At 64.5% G+C, this 22,539-nt stretch carries 21 protein-coding genes; 8 read left to right on the forward strand and 13 right to left on the reverse strand.

Annotated elements, in window-relative coordinates; translation table 11 throughout:
* Nucleotides 1-337: 337 nt before the first annotated feature.
* Together KUF59_RS29135 and KUF59_RS29140 are read left to right on the forward strand one after the other, a co-directional pair.
* Nucleotides 338-1,204 carry an alpha/beta fold hydrolase gene (locus KUF59_RS29135; RefSeq protein WP_212455636.1) on the forward strand — a complete coding sequence of 289 codons (867 nt, stop codon included), beginning with the start codon at nucleotides 338-340 and terminating at the stop codon, nucleotides 1,202-1,204.
* 60 nt (nucleotides 1,205-1,264) lie between these two features.
* Nucleotides 1,265-1,666, forward strand: a complete 402-nt coding sequence (locus KUF59_RS29140; protein ID WP_212455637.1) for a TfoX/Sxy family protein — start codon at nucleotides 1,265-1,267, stop codon at nucleotides 1,664-1,666.
* On the opposite strand, the gene KUF59_RS29145 is transcribed toward KUF59_RS29140, so the two are convergent.
* Complete coding sequence (locus tag KUF59_RS29145) at nucleotides 1,663-2,418, reverse strand: hypothetical protein (RefSeq protein WP_212455638.1); 756 nt, start codon at nucleotides 2,416-2,418, stop codon at nucleotides 1,663-1,665. The genes KUF59_RS29140 and KUF59_RS29145 overlap by 4 nt on opposite strands.
* 17 nt (nucleotides 2,419-2,435) lie before the next feature.
* The gene (locus tag KUF59_RS29150; RefSeq protein ID WP_249139984.1) at nucleotides 2,436-2,624 is read right to left on the reverse strand and encodes a hypothetical protein; all 189 of its coding nucleotides are present in this window, start codon (nucleotides 2,622-2,624) and stop codon (nucleotides 2,436-2,438) included.
* Nucleotides 2,625-2,915: 291 nt separating this feature from the next.
* Here KUF59_RS29150 and KUF59_RS29155 point away from each other — a divergent pair, with 291 nt between their 5' ends.
* On the forward strand, nucleotides 2,916-3,854 hold the full coding sequence (locus KUF59_RS29155; RefSeq protein WP_249139985.1) for a DUF2336 domain-containing protein: 939 nt from the start codon (nucleotides 2,916-2,918) through the stop codon (nucleotides 3,852-3,854).
* A gap of 2 nt (nucleotides 3,855-3,856) precedes the next feature.
* On the opposite strand, the gene KUF59_RS29160 is transcribed toward KUF59_RS29155, so the two are convergent.
* The 3 genes from KUF59_RS29160 to KUF59_RS29170 all read right to left on the reverse strand — a co-directional run bounded on the left by KUF59_RS29160 (nucleotide 3,857) and on the right by KUF59_RS29170 (nucleotide 6,878).
* On the reverse strand, nucleotides 3,857-4,201 hold the full coding sequence (locus tag KUF59_RS29160; protein WP_212455640.1) for a DUF1491 family protein: 345 nt from the start codon (nucleotides 4,199-4,201) through the stop codon (nucleotides 3,857-3,859).
* Nucleotides 4,202-4,282: 81 nt separating this feature from the next.
* Nucleotides 4,283-5,020 (reverse strand): peptidoglycan-binding domain-containing protein, encoded by a 738-nt coding sequence (locus tag KUF59_RS29165; RefSeq protein WP_212455641.1) that lies wholly within the window; start codon nucleotides 5,018-5,020, stop codon nucleotides 4,283-4,285.
* The gene (locus KUF59_RS29170) at nucleotides 5,013-6,878 is read right to left on the reverse strand and encodes a sensor histidine kinase (RefSeq protein WP_212455642.1); all 1,866 of its coding nucleotides are present in this window, start codon (nucleotides 6,876-6,878) and stop codon (nucleotides 5,013-5,015) included. Before KUF59_RS29170 ends, KUF59_RS29165 begins: the two co-directional genes overlap by 8 nt.
* Before the next feature lie 384 nt (nucleotides 6,879-7,262).
* On the opposite strand from KUF59_RS29170, the gene KUF59_RS29175 reads away from it, so the two are divergent.
* Complete coding sequence (locus KUF59_RS29175) at nucleotides 7,263-7,676, forward strand: DUF5330 domain-containing protein (RefSeq protein ID WP_258767273.1); 414 nt, start codon at nucleotides 7,263-7,265, stop codon at nucleotides 7,674-7,676.
* A gap of 28 nt (nucleotides 7,677-7,704) precedes the next feature.
* On the opposite strand, the gene KUF59_RS29180 is transcribed toward KUF59_RS29175, so the two are convergent.
* Entirely contained in the window at nucleotides 7,705-9,138 is a 1,434-nt protein-coding gene (locus KUF59_RS29180; protein ID WP_212455644.1) for a lipopolysaccharide biosynthesis protein, read from the reverse strand.
* A 289-nt stretch (nucleotides 9,139-9,427) separates the two neighbouring features.
* Here KUF59_RS29180 and KUF59_RS29185 point away from each other — a divergent pair, with 289 nt between their 5' ends.
* Both KUF59_RS29185 and KUF59_RS29190 read left to right on the forward strand, forming a co-directional pair.
* Nucleotides 9,428-10,513 carry a class I SAM-dependent methyltransferase gene (locus KUF59_RS29185; protein ID WP_212455645.1) on the forward strand — a complete coding sequence of 362 codons (1,086 nt, stop codon included), beginning with the start codon at nucleotides 9,428-9,430 and terminating at the stop codon, nucleotides 10,511-10,513.
* Nucleotides 10,514-10,624: 111 nt separating this feature from the next.
* Nucleotides 10,625-11,053 carry a SufE family protein gene (locus tag KUF59_RS29190; RefSeq protein WP_212455646.1) on the forward strand — a complete coding sequence of 143 codons (429 nt, stop codon included), beginning with the start codon at nucleotides 10,625-10,627 and terminating at the stop codon, nucleotides 11,051-11,053.
* Between the two features lie 21 nt (nucleotides 11,054-11,074).
* On the opposite strand, the gene KUF59_RS29195 is transcribed toward KUF59_RS29190, so the two are convergent.
* The 3 genes from KUF59_RS29195 to KUF59_RS29205 all read right to left on the reverse strand — a co-directional run bounded on the left by KUF59_RS29195 (nucleotide 11,075) and on the right by KUF59_RS29205 (nucleotide 13,115).
* Entirely contained in the window at nucleotides 11,075-11,596 is a 522-nt protein-coding gene (locus KUF59_RS29195; RefSeq protein ID WP_212455647.1) for an HD domain-containing protein, read from the reverse strand.
* A 31-nt stretch (nucleotides 11,597-11,627) separates the two neighbouring features.
* On the reverse strand, nucleotides 11,628-12,041 hold the full coding sequence (locus tag KUF59_RS29200; RefSeq protein WP_212405809.1) for a Ros/MucR family transcriptional regulator: 414 nt from the start codon (nucleotides 12,039-12,041) through the stop codon (nucleotides 11,628-11,630).
* A gap of 165 nt (nucleotides 12,042-12,206) precedes the next feature.
* Nucleotides 12,207-13,115 carry a DUF308 domain-containing protein gene (locus KUF59_RS29205; RefSeq protein ID WP_212455648.1) on the reverse strand — a complete coding sequence of 303 codons (909 nt, stop codon included), beginning with the start codon at nucleotides 13,113-13,115 and terminating at the stop codon, nucleotides 12,207-12,209.
* A 318-nt stretch (nucleotides 13,116-13,433) separates the two neighbouring features.
* Between KUF59_RS29205 and KUF59_RS29210 the strand changes: the two genes are divergently transcribed.
* Entirely contained in the window at nucleotides 13,434-15,083 is a 1,650-nt protein-coding gene (locus KUF59_RS29210) for an ArnT family glycosyltransferase (protein WP_212455649.1), read from the forward strand.
* 196 nt (nucleotides 15,084-15,279) lie between these two features.
* The gene (locus KUF59_RS29215; RefSeq protein ID WP_212455650.1) at nucleotides 15,280-16,059 is read left to right on the forward strand and encodes a class II aldolase/adducin family protein; all 780 of its coding nucleotides are present in this window, start codon (nucleotides 15,280-15,282) and stop codon (nucleotides 16,057-16,059) included.
* A gap of 253 nt (nucleotides 16,060-16,312) precedes the next feature.
* Here the strand turns inward: KUF59_RS29215 and KUF59_RS29220 are convergent, their stop codons facing one another.
* The 4 genes from KUF59_RS29220 to KUF59_RS29235 all read right to left on the reverse strand — a co-directional run bounded on the left by KUF59_RS29220 (nucleotide 16,313) and on the right by KUF59_RS29235 (nucleotide 22,307).
* On the reverse strand, nucleotides 16,313-17,713 hold the full coding sequence (locus tag KUF59_RS29220) for a M20/M25/M40 family metallo-hydrolase (RefSeq protein ID WP_212455651.1): 1,401 nt from the start codon (nucleotides 17,711-17,713) through the stop codon (nucleotides 16,313-16,315).
* A 23-nt stretch (nucleotides 17,714-17,736) separates the two neighbouring features.
* The gene (locus KUF59_RS29225; RefSeq protein ID WP_258767274.1) at nucleotides 17,737-19,041 is read right to left on the reverse strand and encodes a glycosyltransferase family 87 protein; all 1,305 of its coding nucleotides are present in this window, start codon (nucleotides 19,039-19,041) and stop codon (nucleotides 17,737-17,739) included.
* Nucleotides 19,041-20,603 carry an ArnT family glycosyltransferase gene (locus KUF59_RS29230; RefSeq protein ID WP_212455653.1) on the reverse strand — a complete coding sequence of 521 codons (1,563 nt, stop codon included), beginning with the start codon at nucleotides 20,601-20,603 and terminating at the stop codon, nucleotides 19,041-19,043. The genes KUF59_RS29225 and KUF59_RS29230 overlap by 1 nt, the downstream gene beginning before the upstream one ends.
* Nucleotides 20,604-20,690: 87 nt before the next feature.
* Entirely contained in the window at nucleotides 20,691-22,307 is a 1,617-nt protein-coding gene (locus tag KUF59_RS29235; RefSeq protein ID WP_212455654.1) for a helicase HerA-like domain-containing protein, read from the reverse strand.
* Between the last annotated feature and the right edge of the window lie 232 nt (nucleotides 22,308-22,539).

A 22,539-nucleotide genomic window follows, 5' to 3' on the forward strand; every position in this document is an offset into this window, starting at 1 on the left:
AGCACGCGAAACGCAGCGATACTATCGACAGGCGCAATTGGGCGACAAGGACATTCGACAGTCCGACCACTATCGAGACACCGGTTCCATCAGCCTTCCGGTCATTGCGGTTAATGGCCTCAAGAGGCCAGACCGAGCCCCCCGGCCAGGGCGAGCGGCCGGCGTTGATCCGTTACCGAAGCAGCGCGACCGCGGCGCCTGATCAAAAATCCGGAAAACAACCCCATGCAAAGTAGCAGACGGCGTCACAGCAGCCCTGTTATGCTCACTTTGAGTTTTGCCAGCGGGCAATTTGGGCCGCGCGATTCCGCGCGGGTGTTTCTGAGGGACCTCGGCAATGCATGTACTCGTGAACGGCGTCCGCCTCTTCTTCGACGTCGAGGGAGCAAAGCTCGTCCCCAATGGTCCGGCGATGAGGGAAAAGCCGACCTTGATCCTCCTTCACGGCGGGCCGGGCTCTGACCACGCGATCTACAAGCCTGCCTATTCGGCCCTGGCCGAGGACGCCCAGATCATCTATCTCGATCATCGCGGCAACGGCCGAAGCGAGGACGGCCCGCGCGAAAACTGGACCCTGGCGCAGTGGGGCGACGACGTCCGCGCCTTTTGCGACGCCCTCGGCATTGCAAAACCAATCGTGCTGGGTGCCTCGTTCGGCGGCATGGTCGCGCTCGCCTATGCCACGCGCCATCCGGCTCATCCGTCAAAGCTGGTGCTGATCAGCACGGAGGCCGCAGGCGGCACACATCGTGAGCGGCGCGTCGCGCTGTTCGAGAAGTTTGGCGGCCCTGAGGTCGGAGCCCTCGCACGCCGGCGGTTCCTCGAAACCGATGGCCATCTCGATCAGGCCTCCATCGACGCCTGGCGACGGCTGGCCCTTCCACTCTACACGCGCTCTCCGCGCGATCCCGACGTCGCACGACGCGTGATCGATCGGCGCGACGTTCTGCACTGGTTCACGCGACCGGGCGGTGAGAGCAGCTCGTTCGACATGTTCGGCGAGCTGCACCGGATCCAGTGTCCGACCCTGGTGCTTGGAGGGGAAGACGATCCGATGCATCCGATCGAGAGCCAGGCCGACATCGCAGCAGCACTCCCGGCCCATCTCGTCCAGTTCGAACGGTTTGCCGATTGCGGACACGCCGTCGTCCCCGACGCGCCCGATCGCGCCATGGCGATGATCCGGGATTTTATCCGGGATTGATGTCGAGAGGAAACCTCTAGAGCGCGTCAGTCGGCCGTCTAGTCTTGGAGTGGATCGAGAATGGTTGCCAGCGACAGCTTTGCGGAGTTTCTGCGCGAGCAGCTCGCGCCTCTCGGCAGCATCACGATGCGGCGGATGTTCGGCAAGACGGGCGTCTTCTGCGACGGCTTCATGCTCGGAATGGTGAGGGACAATACGCTGTACTTCCGGGTGGATGACCATAACCGGGCGACTTTCAAGGAAGCCGAAGCCTTTCCGCCTCTCAACTACGAGAAGAAGGGCGAAGCCATCGATCTTGCCTTCTGGCGCGCTCCGGAACGTTTGTTCGACGAACCCGATGAGCTTCTCGCATGGGCTCGGGCGGCGATGGCGGCAGCCCAGCGTGTTGCGGCGAAGCGGACGGCGCCGAGTCGCGGTCAACCGCAGCGGAAGCCGGGTAAGCCATCGAAAAAGCGCAACTAGCCGCGCACCGCAACAGCCCGCCCATAGGGCGAAGCGACCGGTGGGTTGGCGGTCTGGGCGGCGAGTTCGCCGATCAGGCGGTCGGCGTCGGCGGCCATGCTGTCGGGCGCCTGGATCACCAGGCGCTCGAGCGCCCAGCGGTAGGACGAGACGCGCCGCTCCAGGCACTGCTGCACCCACTGCACGATCAGCGAGTTCTCCTGCATCCGCGCGATCGCATCCGCCTTCTCGCGCGGCGACAGTTCCGAGACCATCTTCATGCTGGCCTCACGCTTGCGGTCGAGCTCGATGACGCGGACGGCGCTGGCAAAGAACGGCTCGAAGCGGGTGATATCGTCGCGCACGTCTTCGATGAGCTGCGCATAGCGCGAGGAAAACGAACGATGCGGCTCGTCGATCAGCGTGCGGCCATAGGTGGTGCGGTCGAACACGACGTTCTGCCGCCACGGCGACGGCATCGCCTTGTAGTCGCCGAACACACTTCGCCAGGCCGGGCGTGACCGCGGCGGCTCGATCAGGGGATAGGCGAGATCGCGAAGCTGGCGCTCTTCGTCGGTGAGCTGGAATTGCGATGACTTGACGCCGACGCTCGAGGTCACCTCGGCCCCTAACCAGCGGTGCATGTCGTCACTGCGCATGTCCGCGCGGGTACGGCCGAAATCGCCGCCGCTGCAAGCGCCCAGCGCCGCGCCGATCAGTGCGAGCAGCAGGGCCGATGAGCAACACCGGATCTGGCGGAATGTGTCCGGCATTTCGAATGCGCCGGTTTCTAGCGCCGGCGACGACGGCGCCCTGGCGCTGTGCCCTGTTCCGGGCCGCACCCGCCGCTGGTCTCGTCCGCTTCGCGCTCGATACGGATCACGGGAAGGATCAGGACCGTCCCCATTTCCGCTGATGGAACGGCATCCCCCGACGAGCCCGACCGGCGACCGGCCGGAAATTCAATGATGGTCCCCATGTCAGCTCTCTTCAATTGCCGCGCGACCGGTGCCGGCCCTCACAACATGGACTCATTAAGATCAGCTCATGGTTAACGGGATGTAAACGTGCCGGCCGGGCCGTAACTGCACGGGTCAGGGCCGCGTCCCGTCGCGGCACGAAAAGGCTGCAATTTGAGGGGTTAGTTTCACGTCTCATTTTCCTTAACGAGGCTTTAAAACAACCCGCGATATGGTCGCGGCGACGATCCTTCTCGAGTTGCGTACGCCTCATGACCTCCAAGCCGCTGTTTCCAGGATTCGACGGGTTGATGACCCTCTCCCGTCGCGAAGGCGTCGATATCCGCCCGACATTGCTGCGCGTGCTGACGGACCTTTACGTCCAGGCCAAGAGCCACAGCGGCGACGAGGAGCGGCAATTCGTCGAGCTCGCCTCCCGCCTGATCGACCAGGTCGACGACGCGACGCGCGCCGCGGTCAAGGCACGGCTGGCGATCTATCCCGCAACTCCCGCACCCATCATGCAGAAGCTCGGGCTCCTGCCAGCACATGAGGGACGGCGCATTCCGCTGGCCCGCGAGATCCCGGCTCCCGCCCAGGCGCCAGCGCCGGCGCGCTCGCCGACCGAGGCCGAGTTGCGGATGGCTTCGAACATGTCGATGCAGCCGAAGGATGCCGCCGAAATCCACGACATGTTCTTCCGCGCGACGGCATCCGAACGCGCGCTGATCCTGCACAACCTCGCGCAGACGCCGCTGAAGGCCGCACCGCGTATCCCGACGATGCGTGCCCAGCGCGCGATTCAGACCCTGGAAATGGCGGCCTTCGCGGAAGACTCCGAGAGTTTTGCGCTGGAGCTCGGCGAAAGCCTGATCCTGCCGGCACGCGTCGCTGCACAGATCGTCGACGATGCCGGCGGCGAGGCGCTTGCGGTCGCCGCGCGCGCTCTCGACATGCCGAGCCCATCCTTCCAGCGCATCTTGCTATTCTTCAAGCCGGAGATCGGCAGCTCCGTGAACACCGTCTACCGGCTGTCGCGGCTCTACGATCGCCTGAGCGAACGGTCTGCGCTGGTGATGCTCGCCGCCTGGCGCGGCTCGACGCTCGCCATCACGCGCGCCAAATACCAGTCCTCGCTGTACGACGGTGAACGGCAGCGCGCGCGCGCCGCCTCCAGCCCGTCGCGGCCGGCGGTGCAGCCAGGCTCGAGCCCGGCCATCCGTACAGGAACCGGCGGCTCCGACAGCTAGGTTTACGCGCGCGCCAATTCCAGGAAGTGACGGCCGGCGCGATCTTCTGTCTCGACGATCCAGGCGTCGGGGTCGAAGCGGATTTCCTTGGTCAGCCGCTCCTCCACCGTGTGCTCCGGCAAAGGCTGCGGCGCGACCGGCACGAAGAAGCGATCGACCGGCCGCCCATCCTCATAGACGGTCTGCGGCGCCGGCGCGTAGAGCATCGCATTGCCGTCGAGCAGCGACACCTTGACGAACACTGCGCCGGCTTCCTCGGCGCCGCGCCGGCGCACCGCGCCGAACACGCCTTCTCCCTGGCACCGGCGCAGATAGGCCGCTACCCAAATGCTTGATTTCAATCGCATGAGTTTGACGATAGGCCAGCCGCCGCATCAGCACCAGTGTCCGTGCGGCAACAGCGACTAGCCACTTCGCTCGAAAACGCTCTATTCGACGGGATGTCCGATCGCGGCCGCCAGTTCGCGCAGCAGGCGGTCCGACACTTGCCCGGTGACGGGCATCTTGTGCTCGCGCTCGAACTTCTGGATCGCGGCCTGGGTCTCGCCGCCGATCGCGCCCGTCACCTTCAACTGGCCATAGCCGTATTCGGAGAGCGCGCGCTGCACGGCCGCGACGCGACGCGCGGCGGCGTTTTGCTGAACCGGGATCGACGCCGGCGGACGCGCGACCGCAACGGACGACGATGACGGCGCAGACGTCGTGGCCTTGACCAGATTGGTCATGGGATCGGCCGAGCGCGAGGTCGATGCCGTCGCTTCAGGCTTTTCCGGTGCTCTTTCCACGGCCCTTTGTTCAACAGGCTTGGGCTCGGCGGGCCGCGCCTCGGGAACGCGGAACTCCATCGGTTTCGGTTCGAGCGGAAGCGAATCGGCGGCCAGCGGCCGCGGGCGTGGCAGCGGATTCGACAAATTCATCGAGGGCGGCGCAGGCAAGTTGACCACGGTGCCGAACATCGGCGCCGGGTGGCGGCCGGTTTGCAGGAACAGCGCGTTCGCGACGATGGCGCTGATCGCAGCACAGGCAACGAGGCCCGCCAGCGTATCCTTTGGACTGTGCAGCAGGATGCGCATCGCGATATTGCGTTCGATCTCGATATCGACGGCCGCCGCCTTCGCACCACGGCGGCGCGGCGTGTCTTCGTCCTTTGCAGACTTTCTAGGCACTTTTCTTCACCAGAGCGGGTTGTTCCAAAATTTCGTGACGCGTCGCCGGCGTGAGCGTCGCGATTTTGCTCTCGGATGGCTTGCCTTCACACGGTTTGGCCACCGGCGGCGCGCAGACGAGCGGCAGGCGCACGGTGACCACCGTCCCCTCGCCGACCCTGCTTTGCACTGTCACGTCACCGCCATGGAGCGCAACCAGGCTCTTCACGATCGAGAGCCCGAGGCCGGTCCCTTCGTGGCGGCGCTGATAGGTCTTGCCGGCCTGGAAGAACGGCGCGCCGATGCGTTTCAGATCATCGGGCGCGATGCCGACACCGGTGTCGCTGATGCGCAGCAGGAGCTGCGATCCCGCAACCGACGCCGCGACCGTGACTCTGCCGCCGCGCTCGGTGAATTTGATGGCGTTGGAGACGAGGTTGAGCAGGATCTGCTTGAAGGCGCGCGGGTCGCCGGTCACGCCGGGCAGGTCCTGCGGCGCGTCGGTGACGAGGTCGATGCCGTTCTCCCGTGCCTTCAGCGCCAGCAGATTGCAGCAATGCACGAGCGCTGCGCGCGGCGCAAAGGGCTCCGGCGCGATCTCGAAATTGCCGGACTCAATCTTGGACATGTCGAGGATGCCGTTGACGACCGACAGCAGGTGCTGGCCGGAATCGTTGATGAGCTGCGCATACTCCTTGCGGCGCGCGGCGTCCAGCATCAAGCTCTGTTCCTGCGCAATCATCTCGGAGAAACCGATGATGGCGTTGAGCGGCGTGCGCAGCTCGTGGCTCATGGTCGCAAGGAAGCGCGTCTTGGCGGCATCGGCGGCTTCCGCGGCGCTGCGCGCCTGGTCGAGCGCCTTCTCCTGCATCTTGCGGTCGGTGACGTCGCGCATCACGGCGACGACCTCGGGCTCGCGGTCAACGTCCTTGCGCGTGTCCTGCTCCAGCGGACGGCAACGCAGCTCCACCCAGATGAAATCGACGCGGCCGCGCTCGCCCTCGCCGCCCTCGCGGCGCAGGCGGAACTCGACACTGCGCACCGCGCCGCGCGCAGCATCGGACAGCGCCGTGAGATAGGCCGGACGATCGGCGACATGGACGCGGTCGAACAGGCCGTGCCCGAGCAATTGCGCAACCGGCGAACCCAGCATGGGCTCGGCCGCCGGCGAGATGAACTGCACGGCGCCATTGCGCTGGTGCCGCGAGATCACGTCGCTCATGTTGCGTGCCAGAAGGCGATAGCGCTCTTCCTCGCGCGACAACAGCGAGACGCTGGTGCGCGTCAGCGACTCCGCGCCGAAGGCGAGCCCGGCCGCATAGAGCGTTGCGGACGCGACGCCAAAAGCCATGAACAGGCCGCGCTGGGCGGTACTCGCCTGATCCGGCGGCAGCAGATCGAACTGCGTCAGCGCGATCAGAACCGCGACGCAGGACAAGGCAAGCAGGGACGCAAACGCCGCGACCCGGCGCGAGGCCGACAGCGCGGCTTCCAGCGGCACCACGACGAGCCAGATCGCCGCGAAGGATTCGATGCCGCCGGTCGTGACCGCCATGGCCATGATGAGGCCGGCGAGCGCCAGCGAGGACAGCACATGGGCGCCCTCATAATGGCCCGTGCGCGACAGGAACCATGACAACAGGATCGGCGCGATCAGCCAGCCGAAGGCCGCCACTTCGATCGCGCTCGGTGCGCCGCGCATGGCGAGATAAATCGGGAATGCGGCAAAGGCCGCCAGACTGCCGAGAAGCCGCGGCGCCATGAATGCGCGATGGCGTGCCCGCGTCAACGCATCGTAACGAGCGGACGGATGCAGCAGCGCATCGAGACAATCGCGGATGATACTCAAAACTGTCACGGGTCTCGCGCTTCGGCTCATTCGTCGGAAAGACGCGCCGGAACGCCTCCTTGTCGTTGAGCCAACGTGTCAGAGCGGAATTAAACGAACGCTAAGGCGCCGTGGCCCGCGGCAAAACACCCTGTGATCGCGGACGTTTTGGGGCGATTTGACCGCCTCATTCGCGCGGATGGTGAACACGGGGTTTCCACCAGCCAAAACTCATGGTTTCGAATTGGTGGATGCGGGTGCGGCAGGCGACCGATCCGGCGTCAATCGAAAATTTACGAGCCGGGCGATTCGACAAAATCGGGCGCAAATTTTCGTCAAGTTAAGCACAAAGCAATTACTTGCGATTTATCGAGGACTGCTAGGTCGAATGCCCGCGGGGTTCACCGCGGCAGGATCTAACCTACAGGTCGCAAGATGCGCTTTCTGTTCCGCATCACATTCTGGCTCGGGCTGGTGCTGGTGCTCCTGCCGCGGGACAAGACGCCCGAATCGGAAAAGCTGCCGCAGATCGGCGCAGCCGATGCCGTGCAGGCTGCGACCGCTGCCGTCTCGAACATGAGCCAGTTCTGCAAGCGCCAGCCGACGGCCTGCGAAGTCGGCGGACAGGCCGCAACCATCATCGGTCAGCGAGCCCAGGACGGTGCACGCAAGCTCTACCAGATCATCAACGACAAAAAAGAGCAGATCACCAACGACAAGAAGGCGCCCGACCACACCGGCTCGATCGGGGCTGATACGACCGATCTCGCTGTTGTCGCGACGCCGCGTGACACCCTGACCCAGGACGATCTGGCGCTGGAATGGCGCGGACCGGAGATCGCGAACTAGATCGCGACCCGGATAAGCGGCGTGACTGTTACGCCGCTGCCCTGCCTTCTCTCACAATCTGCGCCGCCCGCCACGCGTTCCCAATAATCCTGCGGCCCGGCGCCGTCGCACACAGGGCGAGGCCGGTCCCCACATAAGCCGTCAGCAATCCGATTGTCAGCGCGAGCACCGGATGGAGCGCGAGGCGGTGAAGCTCGAGCGAGGCGCCATAGACGAGCGCCGCGGCAACCATGACGGATACGGCGATCGGCAGCAGCATGTTGATAAACTGCGCCAATGAAACCGGTCCGTCGCGCGTTGCGCCCCAGATCATCACGCCCTGGATCGGAATCGAGAAGATCGCAGCCGACACCGCGACCCCCACCACGCCCCAAGGCAAGCCGAGCGCCAGCGCCAGCACCGTCAGGCCCTGCCCGACGAGGCCGCATTGAAGCATCTGTCGGGTGCGGCCCTGGCTCACGAACAGCCACGACGCCGCCGCTCCCGCAGGCGCAAGCAGGCTTGCCGCTGCGAACCAGCTCACGATCGGCGACGTGGCGGTCCACTCCCGTCCGTACAGGACCAGGACTGCGTCATCGGACATGAAGGCCAGGCAGATGAGGCCGGGCGTGAGGAAAAGGATGAGCGCTTCCGAGAACTGAAGAAAGGCCTGACGATACTCGTCGGCATCGGCGGCGAGCCGCGCCAACGACGTTTCCGCAATCCGCGTCAGCGGCGTCAGGAACTGGACGAACGACATGCTCACGAGCTTGAAGCCACGGTCGAACAGGCCGACCTCCCACGCACCGAACAGGCGGCCGACCACTAGGGGGCTGAGACTCGTGGCCGCGAACGAGGCCAGCGAGAGCCCCGTGAGATGCGCGCCAAACTTCATTAGCGGCAATGTCCTGGCGAGCGCGCGCGGCCGCGCCGGACGAAACGGCGACAGGGTCCAGGCGAGCACGCCGGCCGTGAAGGTGTGCACCAACTGCCCGATCACGAGCGACCAATAGCCGAAGCCGAACCGCGCGGCGGCAATGGACGCAATGACGTTTGCGAGAACCGGCGCGATGTCGATCAACAGGATGGGAACCGGGTCCATGCGCCGGTGCATCAGGGCGATCTGCTGATAGGACAGGCTATTGACGATGATCAGCAGCGAGAGCGCCGCGAGCACGCCGGTCACCCTGTGATCGTTGTAGAAGCTGGCGACCGCCGGAGAGAGCGCGAGCAACGTCAGCGCCAGGACGCAGCCGACTGCCAGATTGATCCAGAACGCGTTGTTGCTGTCGTCGGCGGTCAGCGACGGACGCTGGATGACGGCTTGCGAAAGGCCGAGATCGTTGGACAGCGCGAACACGCCGAAGACCGGCGCACACATCGCAACGACGCCGAAATCGGCGGGGCTCAAGAGGCGCGCAAGGGCGATCTGCGAGCCGAACAGCAGCAATGATTTGACGAATTGAACGGCGACGCTGGACACGACCCAACGGGAAGCGACTGCCTTAACATCTGTGGGTCTTACGGCGGCGGTCATCGTCGATTGCTTGGTTGCGAGCCAGCGGAACAGGAAATGCTGCGGCTGAGGGGTTCAATGATAGCGGACGGAATAGCAGGAAAACGTTAGGAGCGACGACGATATGGCAGGGGTTGGTTAATCTAATCCGGATGTTAACTACGGAAAAAGGATGTGCTTCCGCCCTTGGCAGCGCAACGGTAATCGAAACGGACCTTAATGGCCGGAAAGACTGATTTCCTGCGCGGAGCCTGACATGATTGAGACCATCGATCGTTTGCCTCCGGAAGAATTGACCGGTCAGCACACTCAGCCCACGAAGCGCAGTTCCGATCAGCCCGAATGCCCGGCGTGCAAGTCGCGATCCCTGTCGACGCTGCGGACGGTATCCGCACATGAAGCGGCGCAATTCTTCGCGCCGGAACGTGCGAATGCCGAAAGCCACAAGCGCATCCACGCCTGCGTGACCTCGCTGTGGGGCGGCGACACCTGCCAGATCATGAGCTGCGCGGATTGCGGCTTCGGCTTCGCGTGGCCCTACGTTGCCGGAAATGCCGAGTTCTACAATCACACCGGCTCCGACGGGGTCTATCCGAGAGCCAAGTGGGAATTTACGCGCACTGCCGCCGAGCTCCGTAAGCTGAACAAGAGCGGCGCGAAGGCGCTGGAAGTCGGCGCCGGGAATGGATACTTCCTCGACCAGATCTGTCCGAGCCTCGTTCGGCCTGAAGACGTCACGGTACTCGAATACAACGACAAATCGATTCCGATCCTCAAGGCAAAGGGATTTCGGGCGCTCTCGGTTGATCTCAGAGACGAAGCCCTGGATGCCGGTCGCAACGCCTTCGATTTCATCTTCCTGTTTCAGGTCGTCGAACATCTGGACGGGCTGGACGCATTGTTCGGCCGCATCGGTTCATTGCTGAGGAGCGGCGGCTCGGCATTTTGCGCCGTGCCCAATTCCGCGCGGATCAAGTACCAGGAAGCCAACCGCTCCGTCCCGGACCAGCCGCCCAACCACATCGGGCGATGGACGCCAGAAGCCTTCGACGCAATTTGCCGGCGCAACGGCCTGGTGGTCCGCTCGGCCGAGCTCGAGCCGTTGAGCTGGCGGGAATTCCTCGCGCACGACATCTCCTACAGCCATATCCAGCGCGCGCAGCTCAATCCGGACGGCTTCATCGCGCGTGTCAGGAGCTTGCCGCGCGGCCGGATGCGGCGGCTCGCGGAAGCCGCCCTCGCCGCGCTCTTCATCCCGACCCGACTGTCGGCCTGGCACTACGTCTACCGAAACCGCAAGAATCTCGGCGGTTCCTTGTGGGTTCGGCTGGACCGGCCGTAAGCGATTCCTGCCCTGAGGTGGCCGGGCGCCACGAACGCCCCGGATGAGGCTGGCCTATCGATTTCGCCCTCCGGTGTGCCTATATAGGGTCCGAGGGAAACACGGGCCATCATGACGACGATTGACGAAATCAGGGACAATTTCGACGTTCTGGACGATTGGGACGACCGCTACCGGTATGTCATCGAACTCGGCCGCACGCTGGAACCGATGCCCGAGGGCGAGCACTCCGCCGCCAACAAGGTGCAGGGCTGCGTCAGCCAGGTCTGGCTGTCCAAGTGGGTCGAGCGCAATGGCGGCGCCCCCGTCCTGAAATATCTCGGCGACAGCGATGCCCATATCGTGCGCGGGCTGGTCGCGATCCTGTTGTCGCTCTATTCCGGCCGCACGCCGCAGGAAATCCTTTCGACCGATGCGATCGCCGTGTTCGACGAGTTCGGCTTTCGCGATCACCTGACCCCGCAGCGCTCCAACGGGCTGCGCTCGATGGTCGAGCGGATCAGGACCGACGCACGCGAAGCGCTGGCGGAAGCCTCGTAGGCGGCGCTAGACAGACAAGGCCTACTGCTCCGGTGCAAGGGCAACGATCGCGACGATGCGATCGAAGGATAGTCCATGCTTTTCCGAATATCGCTCCAGGATGTCGCCCAAATAGAAGCGATCGCTGAGTTGTCGGCGCAGCGCCGCATAGGGAGCAGCGCGGTCCGTAGCGCAGAATGGGCCACGTCCTAATCGCTGATCGATGATCGCGACGGCGTCCGCCAGCTTCAGCATGTCGGCAAGCAATGTATCGGCCTGCACGCCAGTGCGGTGATCGTGAGCGGCGATTGCTTCCTGGGCTTCAACGGGGATGCTGTCGCCGAGCCAGCTCACCGTTGTCAGGCCGTGCTGGCTCCAGTCGCCCGATGAGTGGAAGTAGTCGAGGTCGTGGCACAGGCCGACAACCTCCCAAAGGTCCGCGGAGGCGGAAAAACCCGGCGCAAGCTGCCGCATGACACAGGCGACAAATCGCGTATGGGCGGCCCGTGGCGTGTCGCCCAGATGCTGTACAATCAGGCGGTCTGCGTCGGCTGGCGTCAGCATCCAGATCGTTGCAACCTTTCCGGATCACGCGCTATTTGCGCTTCCGCTGCTGCTGCCCCAGCCCCATCTTCTTCGCCAGTTGCGAGCGCGCCACCGCGTAGTTCGGCGCCACCATGGGATAGTCCGCGGGCAGGCCCCACTTCTCGCGATATTGCTCCGGCGTCATGTTGTACTGGGTGCGCAAATGGCGCTTCAGCGATTTGAAGCGCTTGCCGTCCTCGAGGCACACCAGATAGTCCGGCGTCATCGACTTCTTCAGCGACACCGCGGGCTTTGCGGGCTCGAGCGGCGCCTCGGTGCGGCCGGCCGATACCCGCGTCAGAGCACCGTGCACCTGGCTGATCAGGTTCGGGATCTCGGTTGCGGGCGTTGGATTGTTGCTGAGATAGGCCGAGACGATATTCGCCGTGAGCTCGATGAAATTTTTGCCAGCGGCATCCGACATGGGGTCAACCTCATTGAAATGGCATCGCCTGCCATGGCCCGGCGATGCCAAAGTAATTTATGGTCACCAATACATTCGACAAAGACGCGACTACTAGTAAATTCGAGCTTATTACTGCCCTAACAACAAAAACAACACTACTCTACTCAGGCCGGCGCGGCGGCCTCAGCTCCGCTGGTCGAGATGCGCCCGCAGCTCGTCGATCGAGGCGAAACGCATCATGCCTTCCGGCATCTGGGCCTCGATCGAGCCGTCCGAATAGAGCGAATAGGCCATGCCATCGACGACGCCCGACTTGAGCACGGTGACAGCCGGCTGCTCGGCCGGCGGCGCAGGACGTGGAGGCTCGGGCGCAGGCGGAGGCGGAGAAGGCGCGGACGGAGCCGCGGCAGGTTCCGCGACGGGCGCGCGCAGCGGCGGCGGTGGACGCCGCGTCACCGACGCCTCCAAGGGGCGCGCGCGGTCCGGCTTCGGCCAGGCGTCATCAAAACTCGCGGGCGGAGGCTCTGGCGGCACCGCAGGCGGCGGTGGCGCGGGCCGCGGCTCGGCTCCCGAGGGCGCATCCCCGGTCTTTGCCTCGGCACGCTCGCGTTCCTTGCGCGAGGTCGACTCGAACAGAAGATTGCGCCGGCGCGGCGGCTCTGCGGGCGGTGGCGGCGACGGCACGTCGGGTACGGGCGGCGGTGGTGCCGCCTCTGCGCGCGCACGCGCCGCGGCCTGCTCCTGCCATGGCGGCGGCGTTCCCGTAGACAGCGACGCGGCTTCGATCTTGATCTCTTCGGCCGGCGCAGCCTCCGCTACCGGCATTCCCGCCTGCGCGATGCCGGCCGGAAGCACCGGCCTCACCCGCACGTCGGACGGTGCGGTGGAACCGGCGAGCCGGCGGACCATGGTCCGGAGCTCCTGCACGACGACGTACAGGCCGAGCAGTAACATTCCGGAGCAGACGCCGATTGTCCCGCTCGTTATGAGGGTGCTGCCGAGGCTGAATTCCTTGAGCGAGATGCCCCAAACGACCGTGAGGAGACCCGCCACAATGGCGACTACCCCCGCGATCATCAATGCCAGCGCCATCGAACTCACCCCCGGCCGCGCATCAGGCGCGACGCCTACGCCACGATACCGTCATATTGTGCAACTCGCCAACGGCGTTTTGCCATAGCCGTTCCTTAAAATAGCGAAATCAGAGACTTATTCACATTCCCTTCAGTATCGCCTCGCTAGCTTGAACGAGGCTGCAAGACTTCCAATTTGGACTTCCGATTTGCTGCATTGCATCAGGAATTTAGCCATTATGCCGAATTACTTGCACATGGAACTGCGCTATAGGAAGTCCGGGGAACAGGCCCGTGAACGCCAGCAGGGCCGAGAGGGGACGCCGGGCTACTAGCCATGACATCCATCACGACTTCGGCGCTCGATACGCCAGCGCGGCGCTCGATCGAACGGACTTGCGACGATCTCGCGATGCTCGTGCTCGCGGCGGTCGCTGTCATCGCCGGTTTGACGTTCCGCGACTACGGTCTCGGCTGGGATGACTACACCCACGCCGAATATGCCGACCTTCTGCTGCGCATGTTCGGATCCGGTTTCAAGGACACTGCGGCGCTGTCCTTCGCCAACCTCTACATGTATGGCGGCGGCTTCGACATGATCGCAGCGCTGCTGCACAAGGTCATTCCGCTCGAACTGTTCGAGACCCGCCGTCTGGTCGGCGCCATCGTCGGCGTGATCGGCCTTGCAGTGACGTGGCGGCTCGGCCGCCGCGTCGGCGGACCGATCGCGGGTCTTGCGACGCTGTTGCTGCTCGCGCTCTGCCCGACCTTCTACGGCCACATGTTCATGAACCCGAAGGACGCGCCGTTCGCCGTGGCGATGATCGTGCTGATGCTCGGTCTCGTGCGCCTCGCCGACGAATATCCGCGTCCCTCGCCGCGCACGATCCTGATCGTCGGCCTCGGCGCCGGCCTGTCGTTCGGCTCGCGCATCCTCGGCGGCCTTGCGCTCGTCTATGCGGCAATCGCCTTCATCCCGCTGTTCCACGAAGAGCTTCGCGTCGAAGGCGCCCGCGAAGCCACGCGCCGCTTCGCCCATACCGTCTACGTGCTGCTGCCCGGGCTCGTGCTCGGCTATCTCGTCATGGGCCTGATCTGGCCGTGGTCGATCATGGAACCCGGCAATCCGTTCCAGGCGCTGACCTACTTCTCGCATTTCTTCGAAAAGCCCTGGAAGGAGATGTTCGACGGCGCCCTGGTGTCGGTGCCGGACATGCCGTGGTCCTATCTGCCGACGCTGTTCGCCCTGCAACTGCCGGAAGTGCTGCTGGTACTGACGATCGGCGCTGTCGCCGGCACCTTCGTCATGCTGCCGCGCAAGGACGTGCCGGCACGGCGCAAGACGATCATGCTCATGCTCACGCTCGCGGCCACCCTGCCGCTCGTCATCGCGATGGTGAAGCGGCCCGCGCTCTACAACGGCATCCGCCACTTCGTCTTCGTCATTCCGCCGATGACCGTGCTCGGCGGCGTCGCCTTTGCCTGGATCATGGAACGGCTGCGGGCCAATCACCGGAGCTGGCAGCCGGTCGTGCTCGCCACCTTCTGCTTCGGGCTTGCGCTCTCGCTCGCCGAGATGATCCGCCTGCATCCCTATCAGTACACGCATTTCAACCACGTCGCCGGCACCGTGCGCGGCGCCGACGATCGCTTCATGCTGGACTATTGGGGCCTCGCGCTGAAGCAGGCTTCCGACGAGCTGCGCGAGCAACTGGTCGAGCGGCAGGAGGTGCAGCCGCAGAACCGCAAGTGGAAGGTCGCGGTGTGCGGCCCGCAGCGTCCGGCGCAGGTCGCGCTCGGACCTGACTTCACCATCGGCTGGGACTCCAATGCGGCCGACTTCGCCATGACGCTGGGCGAATTCTACTGCAAGGGCCTCACCGCGCCTGTTATGGTCGAGGTCAAGCGCGACGACGTAGTGTTCGCCCGCGTCTACGACATCCGTGGCCGCAGCATTTCCAGCCTGTTGTCGATCCCGGCGCCGTAATTTCCTTCTCCGGGCATGTAGATGGGGTAACGGGCCCCGGATGAGCGCAGCGACATCTGGGACCGTTTCGGGCAATCCCGCATATCGCGGAGCTCATGCGGGCTACGCTTGACTGCCACGCTTCGTGCGCCTTGCTGGCACCCCATCGCAAGACTAGGCTCCCTCTCCGAAACAACGTCGTTCGGAGAGATCTGCCATGTCGCCAGCGGAAGCGCGCCTGAAGGAAGTGCCGTCAAACATGACGGAGGCCGAGTGGCAACAGCGGGTCAACCTCGCCGCCTGCTACCGCCTCGTTGCGCTCTACGGCTGGGACGATCTGGTCGACACCCACATCTCCGCCCGCGTGCCCGGACCGGACCATCACTTTCTGATCAATCCCTACGGCCTGATGTTCGACGAGATCACCGCCTCCAGCCTCGTCAAGGTCGACCTGCACGGCAACCAGCTCAGCGAGAGCGAGTACAGCATCAACCCGGCCGGCTTCACCATCCATTCCGCGATCCACGAGGTGCGCGAGGATGCGATCTGCGTGCTTCACTTGCATACGCTCGACGGCACCGCGGTCTCGAGCAGCGCCGAAGGCCTGCTGCCGCTGAACCAGACCGCGCAGCTCGTCACCCACGACCTTGCCTATCACGACTATGAGGGCATCGCGCTCGATCACGACGAGCGTCCGCGGCTGCAGAAGGATCTCGGCGACCACAACCACATGCTGCTCCGCAACCACGGCACGCTGACGGTCGGCCGCTCCGTCGCCTCGGCCTTCGAGCGCATGTACCATCTGGAACGGGCCTGCTCGATGCAGGTGCGCACCCGCGCGCTGGGCACGCCGGTCTATCCGGTCGAGGACATCGCGATCGAGAAGAACACCGAGCTGCTCGCCAACCGCGACCGCGCCGAGCTGCGTTCCACCACCCTCGTGTGGCCACCGCTGCTGCGCAAGCTCGACCGCGAGAGCCCGGGCTACCGGACTTGAGAATTTCGGCGTTCGGTGTAGTATCTGCGCCGAACGACCTCTGCGCTTTTCGGAATGAAACGCCGCCCAATTCCGGGCGGCGTTTTTGTTTGAGTGCTTTCGTAGGGTGGATTGCGCCGAGCGGACTGCGCGAAGCGCAATCCGCTAGGCGTAACCCACCATGCTTCAGCAAATGCGGGACGAAGTTGGTGGGTTACGCCGAGCGGACTACGCTTCGCGCAGCCGCGAGGCTAACCAACCCTACGCTGCGCGGTCACTTCACCTCCGCGAGCGCGGCAAGGATGCGCGCCCAAGAGCGAATGCCCTTCTGGAAACTCTTGAGGTCGTACTTCTCGTTCGGTGAGTGGATGTTGTCGTCGTCGAGCCCGAAGCCGACCAGCAGCGAGTCCAGCCCCAGCGTGCGCTTGAAGTCGGCGACGATCGGGATCGAGGCGCCTGACCCCATCAGCACGGTCTCCTTGCCCCACTCCTCGGTCAGCGCCTTCTTGGCGGCCGCGAGCGGCTTCATGTTCCAGTCGAGCGCGATCGCGGGCGCCGCCGAATGATCGCCGAACTCGACCGAGCAGTCGGCCGGGATCCGCGCCGAGACATAGTCGCGGAAAGCCTTGCGGATCTTCAGGGGATCCTGCCCCTCGACGAGGCGGAACGAGACCTTGGCTGAAGCGATCGACGGGATCACCGTCTTGGAGCCTTCGCCGATATAGCCGCCCCAGATGCCGTTGACGTCGCAGGTCGGACGCGAGGAGGCCTGCTCGATCAGGAGCCGCCCCTTCTCGCCCGCCGGGATCGACAGCCCGATCGGCTTGAGGAAAAAGTCCGGCGTCAGATTGAGCTTCTTCCACTGCTCCAGAATGTCCGGCGGCAGGTCCTTCACGCCGTCATAGAAGCCGGGAATGGTGATGCGGTTGTCATCGTCGAACAGGCCGCCGAGAATCTTGGTCAGCACCCGGATCGGGTTCATCGCGGCGCCGCCGAACACGCCGGAATGCAGGTCGCGGTTGGCAGCGGTGATCTTCACCTCTTCATAGAGCAGGCCGCGCAGCGACGTCGTGATCGCCGGCGTGTTACGGTCCCACATGCCGGTGTCGCAGACCAGCACGTAGTCGGCCTTGAACTCGTCCTTGTTGGCCTCGATGAACGGCACGAAATTTTTGGAGCCGACCTCCTCCTCGCCTTCGATCAGGAAGGTGATGTCGATCGGCAGCGCCCCCGTCACGCTCTTCCAGGCGCGGCAGGCCTCGACGAAGGTCATGACCTGGCCCTTGTCGTCCTCTGCGCCGCGCGCGACGATGATCTTGCGGCCGTCGGCATGATCGGTGACGACGGGCTCGAACGGCGGACGATGCCAGAGATTGAGCGGGTCGACCGGCTGGACGTCATAATGGCCGTAGAACAGCACATGCGGCCTTCCGTTGCCCTTGGCGCCGGTCTTGCCGACGACGGCGGGATGACCGGCGGTTGGCCTCACCTCCGTGGCGACGCCGAGGCTTGCGATATCGCGGGCGAGATGCTCGGCCGCCGCCTTGCAATCCGCCGCGAAGGCCGGGTCTGCCGAGATCGACTTGATCCGCAACAACGCGAACAGGCGCTCCAGGCTGTTGTCGAAATCCTTATCGATATGGTCGAGCACGGACTGAAGCTGCGCGTTGGACATCGTGGTCTTCCTGACGTGGTTTTCTAAGTCGCCGGTTTTAGCCCCACTGCTGCGGGCGAGCCAGACCCGGTTGGTGGATGCCTGATGTGCCAGACCAGCGCACCGGCGAGCACCGCGGTGGCCGCGAGATTGTTGCCCCAGGCCTGGAGAACCAGCGGAAACCACGGCAGGGCCAGCAACCCCAGGGCACCGGCAGCGCCGAGCGCGATCCAGGTTCCCATGCGCACCGCCGGGCGTTCGTCATAGGCGGCCCGGTGAACCAGGACCGCAATCGGAAAGAACAGCCAGATGAAATAATACTGGCGCGCGAGCGGTGTCGCGACCGTCATGAGACAGAACAGGATGCCCAGTTCCTCGGCATCCGACCGCGGTGTTCGTCGCTTCTCGCCCGGCATCACCGCGAGGAATCCGAGACCCAGCGCCGCCGACACCACAAGCACGATCCAGTTCGCCGTTTTGAAATCGACGTCGATCACATTCATCGTGCGCGGCGGCTTGTTGGGGTCCTCCTGATTGTAGTTGACGGGGCGCACCAGCCGGTGCGTCACGGCGATGAGCGACTGATTGATCCACGACCAGTTCTGCTCGCCGCGCTGGCCAAAACCCTGCTCCGACGTCGAGCCGATCATGCCCTGGTACCAGGTCTTGAGCTCGGCGGCGTTGCGCTCGAAACCGCGAATGGGTGCGGGCAGCACGAACAGGAAGATGCCGATGAAGATCATCATTCCGGCAAACGCCTTCCACTGCCGCCGCCAAAGCAGATAGGGAAACACGGCGATGGGGAATGCCTTGATCGCGGCCGCAAGCGCGAACATCGCGCCGGCGATCCAGGGCCGCTCATGCGCAAGCATCCAGAAGCCGTACAGCACCATCGCGAGCAGCACGAGGTTCGGCTGCCCGAGATCGAACATATCGAAGACGGAGGCGATGGTGACGAAGCCCGGGATCGCGGCGAGCCACGGCCCAGGCGTGCGTCCGATTCCGGTCATGGCGTTCGAGAGCTGCGCGGTCATCCACCAGGACGCGACGTTGAGCAGCGACAGGCACGCGTAGAGCACGACCTTGCCGAACCAGGCCGGCGGCGCCAGCAACACCGCCGGCAACGGCGGATAGATGAAATCGAGCGTGTCCCGCGTCATCCGCTCATAGAGCGGTCCGCCCTCGATCACCTGACGGCCCGCCCAGTACCAGAGCGCATAGTCCTTGGTCTTGCCGTTACCGAAGATCTCCGGCACGAGCACGTCGGCGACCAGCAGCACGCTCGCAAACAGGAACAGAAGGTCCGTCGGCCGTCGCAGGGAGGGCCATCGCAGCACGGGATCTTGCATCAAAGGGGGCCTTGTTTCGAAGGCCGTCCGGTATCAGCAACCAAATCCGCCTGCAAACCCGCCTGGATCGCATTGCTGTGACCGGCCGCCGCGTTCGGCCTGATCTCCACCACCATCAGCGGCGGTTTGCCGCTGAGCCTGGCGTGGCTGACGATCCTGAGCGCCGGATTCGCGGCCGCCAGTGCCGCCATTTCCGCCGGCGAGATGATCGCCAAGGCAGGCGCTTTCAGCCTCGCCAATTCGGGCGCGGGCAGCCTGCGCAGCGGCGCCGGCACATAGGCGAGCACATTCGCGCTGGCCGTCATCTCGGCGGCATAGATGGTGCCCGGCATCGTCGCCCTCACACCAGCGATGATCTGCGCGTCGATTCTGGACTGGCGAAAAATATCCGGCGCAGCCGGGATGACGATCCAGCCGAACACGATGAGCGCCGTCGAGAGTCCGATCACCACGGTGTTGGCGACGGCGATCAGCCAGTGACGGCTGAACCACCAGCGCTCGAACAGGATGCCGCCGATGACAGCAAGTCCGAGATTGCCCGGCATCGCATAACGCGTCGCAACGCCGCCGGGCCAGACCAGAAGGACGAGCCCACCGAGCGTGGCGTAAAGGATTGCGGCCAGCATGAGGTCGCGATCCCCTGGCAGTTCATTTCGTCGCATCGCAATGATGGCAGGGATCAGCAGCACCGAGCCCGGCGCCCACTCCATGATCATGCTGAGCGCAAAGTCGAGATGGTCCCGCAGCCATTGCGACGCCGTCATACCCTCGGCCAGCCGCGAATGATGCAGCCAGCCCTCGACGTCGCCGGGGATCATGACCATCCAGTACCAGGCCGCAGCCGGCAGCACCGCGATGGCGTTGGCGAGGACGAACCCGGCAACGTCACCCCAGCGTCGCTTGATCAGGATATAGGCGCCGACACCGAGTCCGAAGAAGGCCAGCGGCTGCGGCCCCTTGGTGAGCCCCGACAACGCAAGCAGGATGCCGATGCATATCCAGCGCGGCAGCGAGACGTTCCCCCGGATGACGCCGCGCCACCACAGGAAGAAGCCGCCGAACATCAGCACCGACAGCGTGACGTCAGGCTCAGCCGTGACGAACTTTTGCGCCACCATCGGACAGGCGAACCAGCACAGCGCGCCGAAAACGGCGGGCGCCCTGCGGGTATGCGGCAGCACCAGATGATAGACCATCAAGCCGCCGGCGAGCAGGAACAGAAGATGCGGCAACCGCGCCGACCAGACGCCGACGCCGCCCGTCACGCTGCCGAACGCGGCCGCGATCCATGACAGCAGCACCGGCCGCTCGACGAAACGGAGGCCGTAAAGATGTGGCGCGCGCCACTGGCCGTCCTCGAGCGCACCGCGGGCCAGGCCGATGACGGTGCCCTCTTCGTAATGCGTGCCGCGGAGCGAAGCGGCCGGAAACGCCATCAGGGCCCAGAGCAGGACGACCCAGACCCAGCCCGGAATTTCGGCCTCGCGCACGCGCTCGACCTGGCGGAGAAACCAGGTCCACACGATCTGCGTGACGGCCGTTGAATCGATTGCCTGCGACACGAGTCCCTCAGTCCGCACCAAAGCGCGATAGGTCGCATCAATGGCTGGCACAGACAAGCGGTCGCGGGCCGTATTTCAACGCCCGTCTCAGCGCCGCAACAGCCCGCCGAGCGCACCGCGGACCAGGGTTCGGCCGATCGAGCCGCCGAGCTGACCGCCGACCGACTTGCCGATATTGGCCGCCATCCCGCCGATCACCTGGTTGGTGACCGATCGCGTCACGTCGCGCGCGATGACCTGGCCGGTCGACAGGCGGCCACGCTTGACGTTGGTGCCGAAGATGCTGCCGACGATCGAGCCGATCTGGCCGAGAATGCCGCCGCCGGCGGCGCCTGCATCCGCCGTTGCCGCGGTGCCTGCGATGCGCTTCTGGATCATCTCATAGGCGGACTCGGCATCGACGGCGGTGTCATATTTGCCCTTCACCGGGCTTGCATCCATGATCGCCTTGCGCTCCTCCGGCGTGATCGCCCCGATACGCCCGGTCGGCGGGCGGATCATCACGCGCTCGACCATGGAGGGCGTGCCATTGCCCTCGAGGAAGGACACCAGCGCTTCGCCCTTGCCGAGCTCCGTGATCACCTTGGCGGTGTCGAGCTTCGGATTGGGCCGGAAGGTCTGCGCGGCCGCGGCGACCGCCTTTTGATCGCGGGGCGTGAAGGCGCGCAGCGCGTGCTGCACGCGATTGCCCAACTGGCCGAGCACGCGATCCGGCACGTCGATCGGGTTCTGCGTGACGAAGTAGATGCCGACGCCCTTGGAGCGGATCAGGCGCACCACCTGCTCGATCTTGTCCATCAGCGCCTTGGGCGCGTCGTTGAACAACAGATGCGCCTCGTCGAAGAAGAACACGAGCTTTGGCTTCGGCAGGTCGCCGGCCTCGGGCAGCTCCTCGAACAACTCTGACAGCATCCACAGCAGGAATGTCGCGTAAAGCCGTGGACTCTGGAGCAGCTTGTCAGCCACGAGGATGTTGACCATGCCGCGGCCGTCACGGTCGGTCTTCATAAAATCTTTCAGCGTCAGCGCCGGCTCACCGAAGAATTTGGTAGCGCCCTGGTTCTCCAGCACCAGGAGCTGGCGCTGGATCGTTCCCACGGTCGCCTTGGTGACGTTGCCGAAGCCCTGCGCCTCCTTCTTGATATCAGCCAGCGGACCTTCCTCGGCGTCCGCACCCTTCTTGCCGGCATCCGGCACGATCGCATCCAGCAATGCGCGCAGATCCTTCATGTCGATGAGGGTGAGGCCGTTGTCGTCGGCGACACGGAAGGCGACGTTGAGGACGCCCTCCTGCACGTCGTTCAAGTCAAGCATCCGCGACAACAGAAGCGGCCCCATCTCCGTGACGGTCGCCCGCACCGGGTGTCCCTGCTCGCCGAACACGTCCCAAAACACCGTCGAAAACTGATCCGGCTGGAACGCCAGTCCCATATCGGCCGCGCGCTTGACGATGAAATCCTTGGCCTCTCCCACTTGCGAGATGCCGGAGAGGTCGCCCTTGATGTCGGCTGCGAAGACAGGAACACCGGCGCGCGCAAATCCTTCCGCCATCACCTGCAACGTCACGGTTTTACCGGTTCCGGTCGCACCGGTCACCAGACCATGGCGGTTGGCGAGCGCGAGCGTGAGCCAGGCAAGCTCATCTCCCTTGCCGACGAAAATCTTGTCGTCCGTATCGCCGAGCTTGGTGTTGGGTGTCGCCATGACTGTCCGCCCTGTCGTCTGAATCAAGTACTGGTTCCGCAATTTACCGTATGTCGCGAGCCGATTGAAACAGAACAACGCGTCTCAGACGGCGTTGCACCTGCGACATTGTCGGATGTCAAGTGCATGGCATTCGCCGAAAGTCGGAATGGAAGTGCGCACCGCGGCAAATTTTCGCGGAAATTCGATCTCCGCTCTTGCATCGGTGCAACACCTTTCTTGCGTTTGAGGA

The sequence above is a fragment of the Bradyrhizobium arachidis genome, assembly GCF_024758505.1.
In the GTDB taxonomy this organism is placed as follows: domain Bacteria; phylum Pseudomonadota; class Alphaproteobacteria; order Rhizobiales; family Xanthobacteraceae; genus Bradyrhizobium; species Bradyrhizobium manausense_C.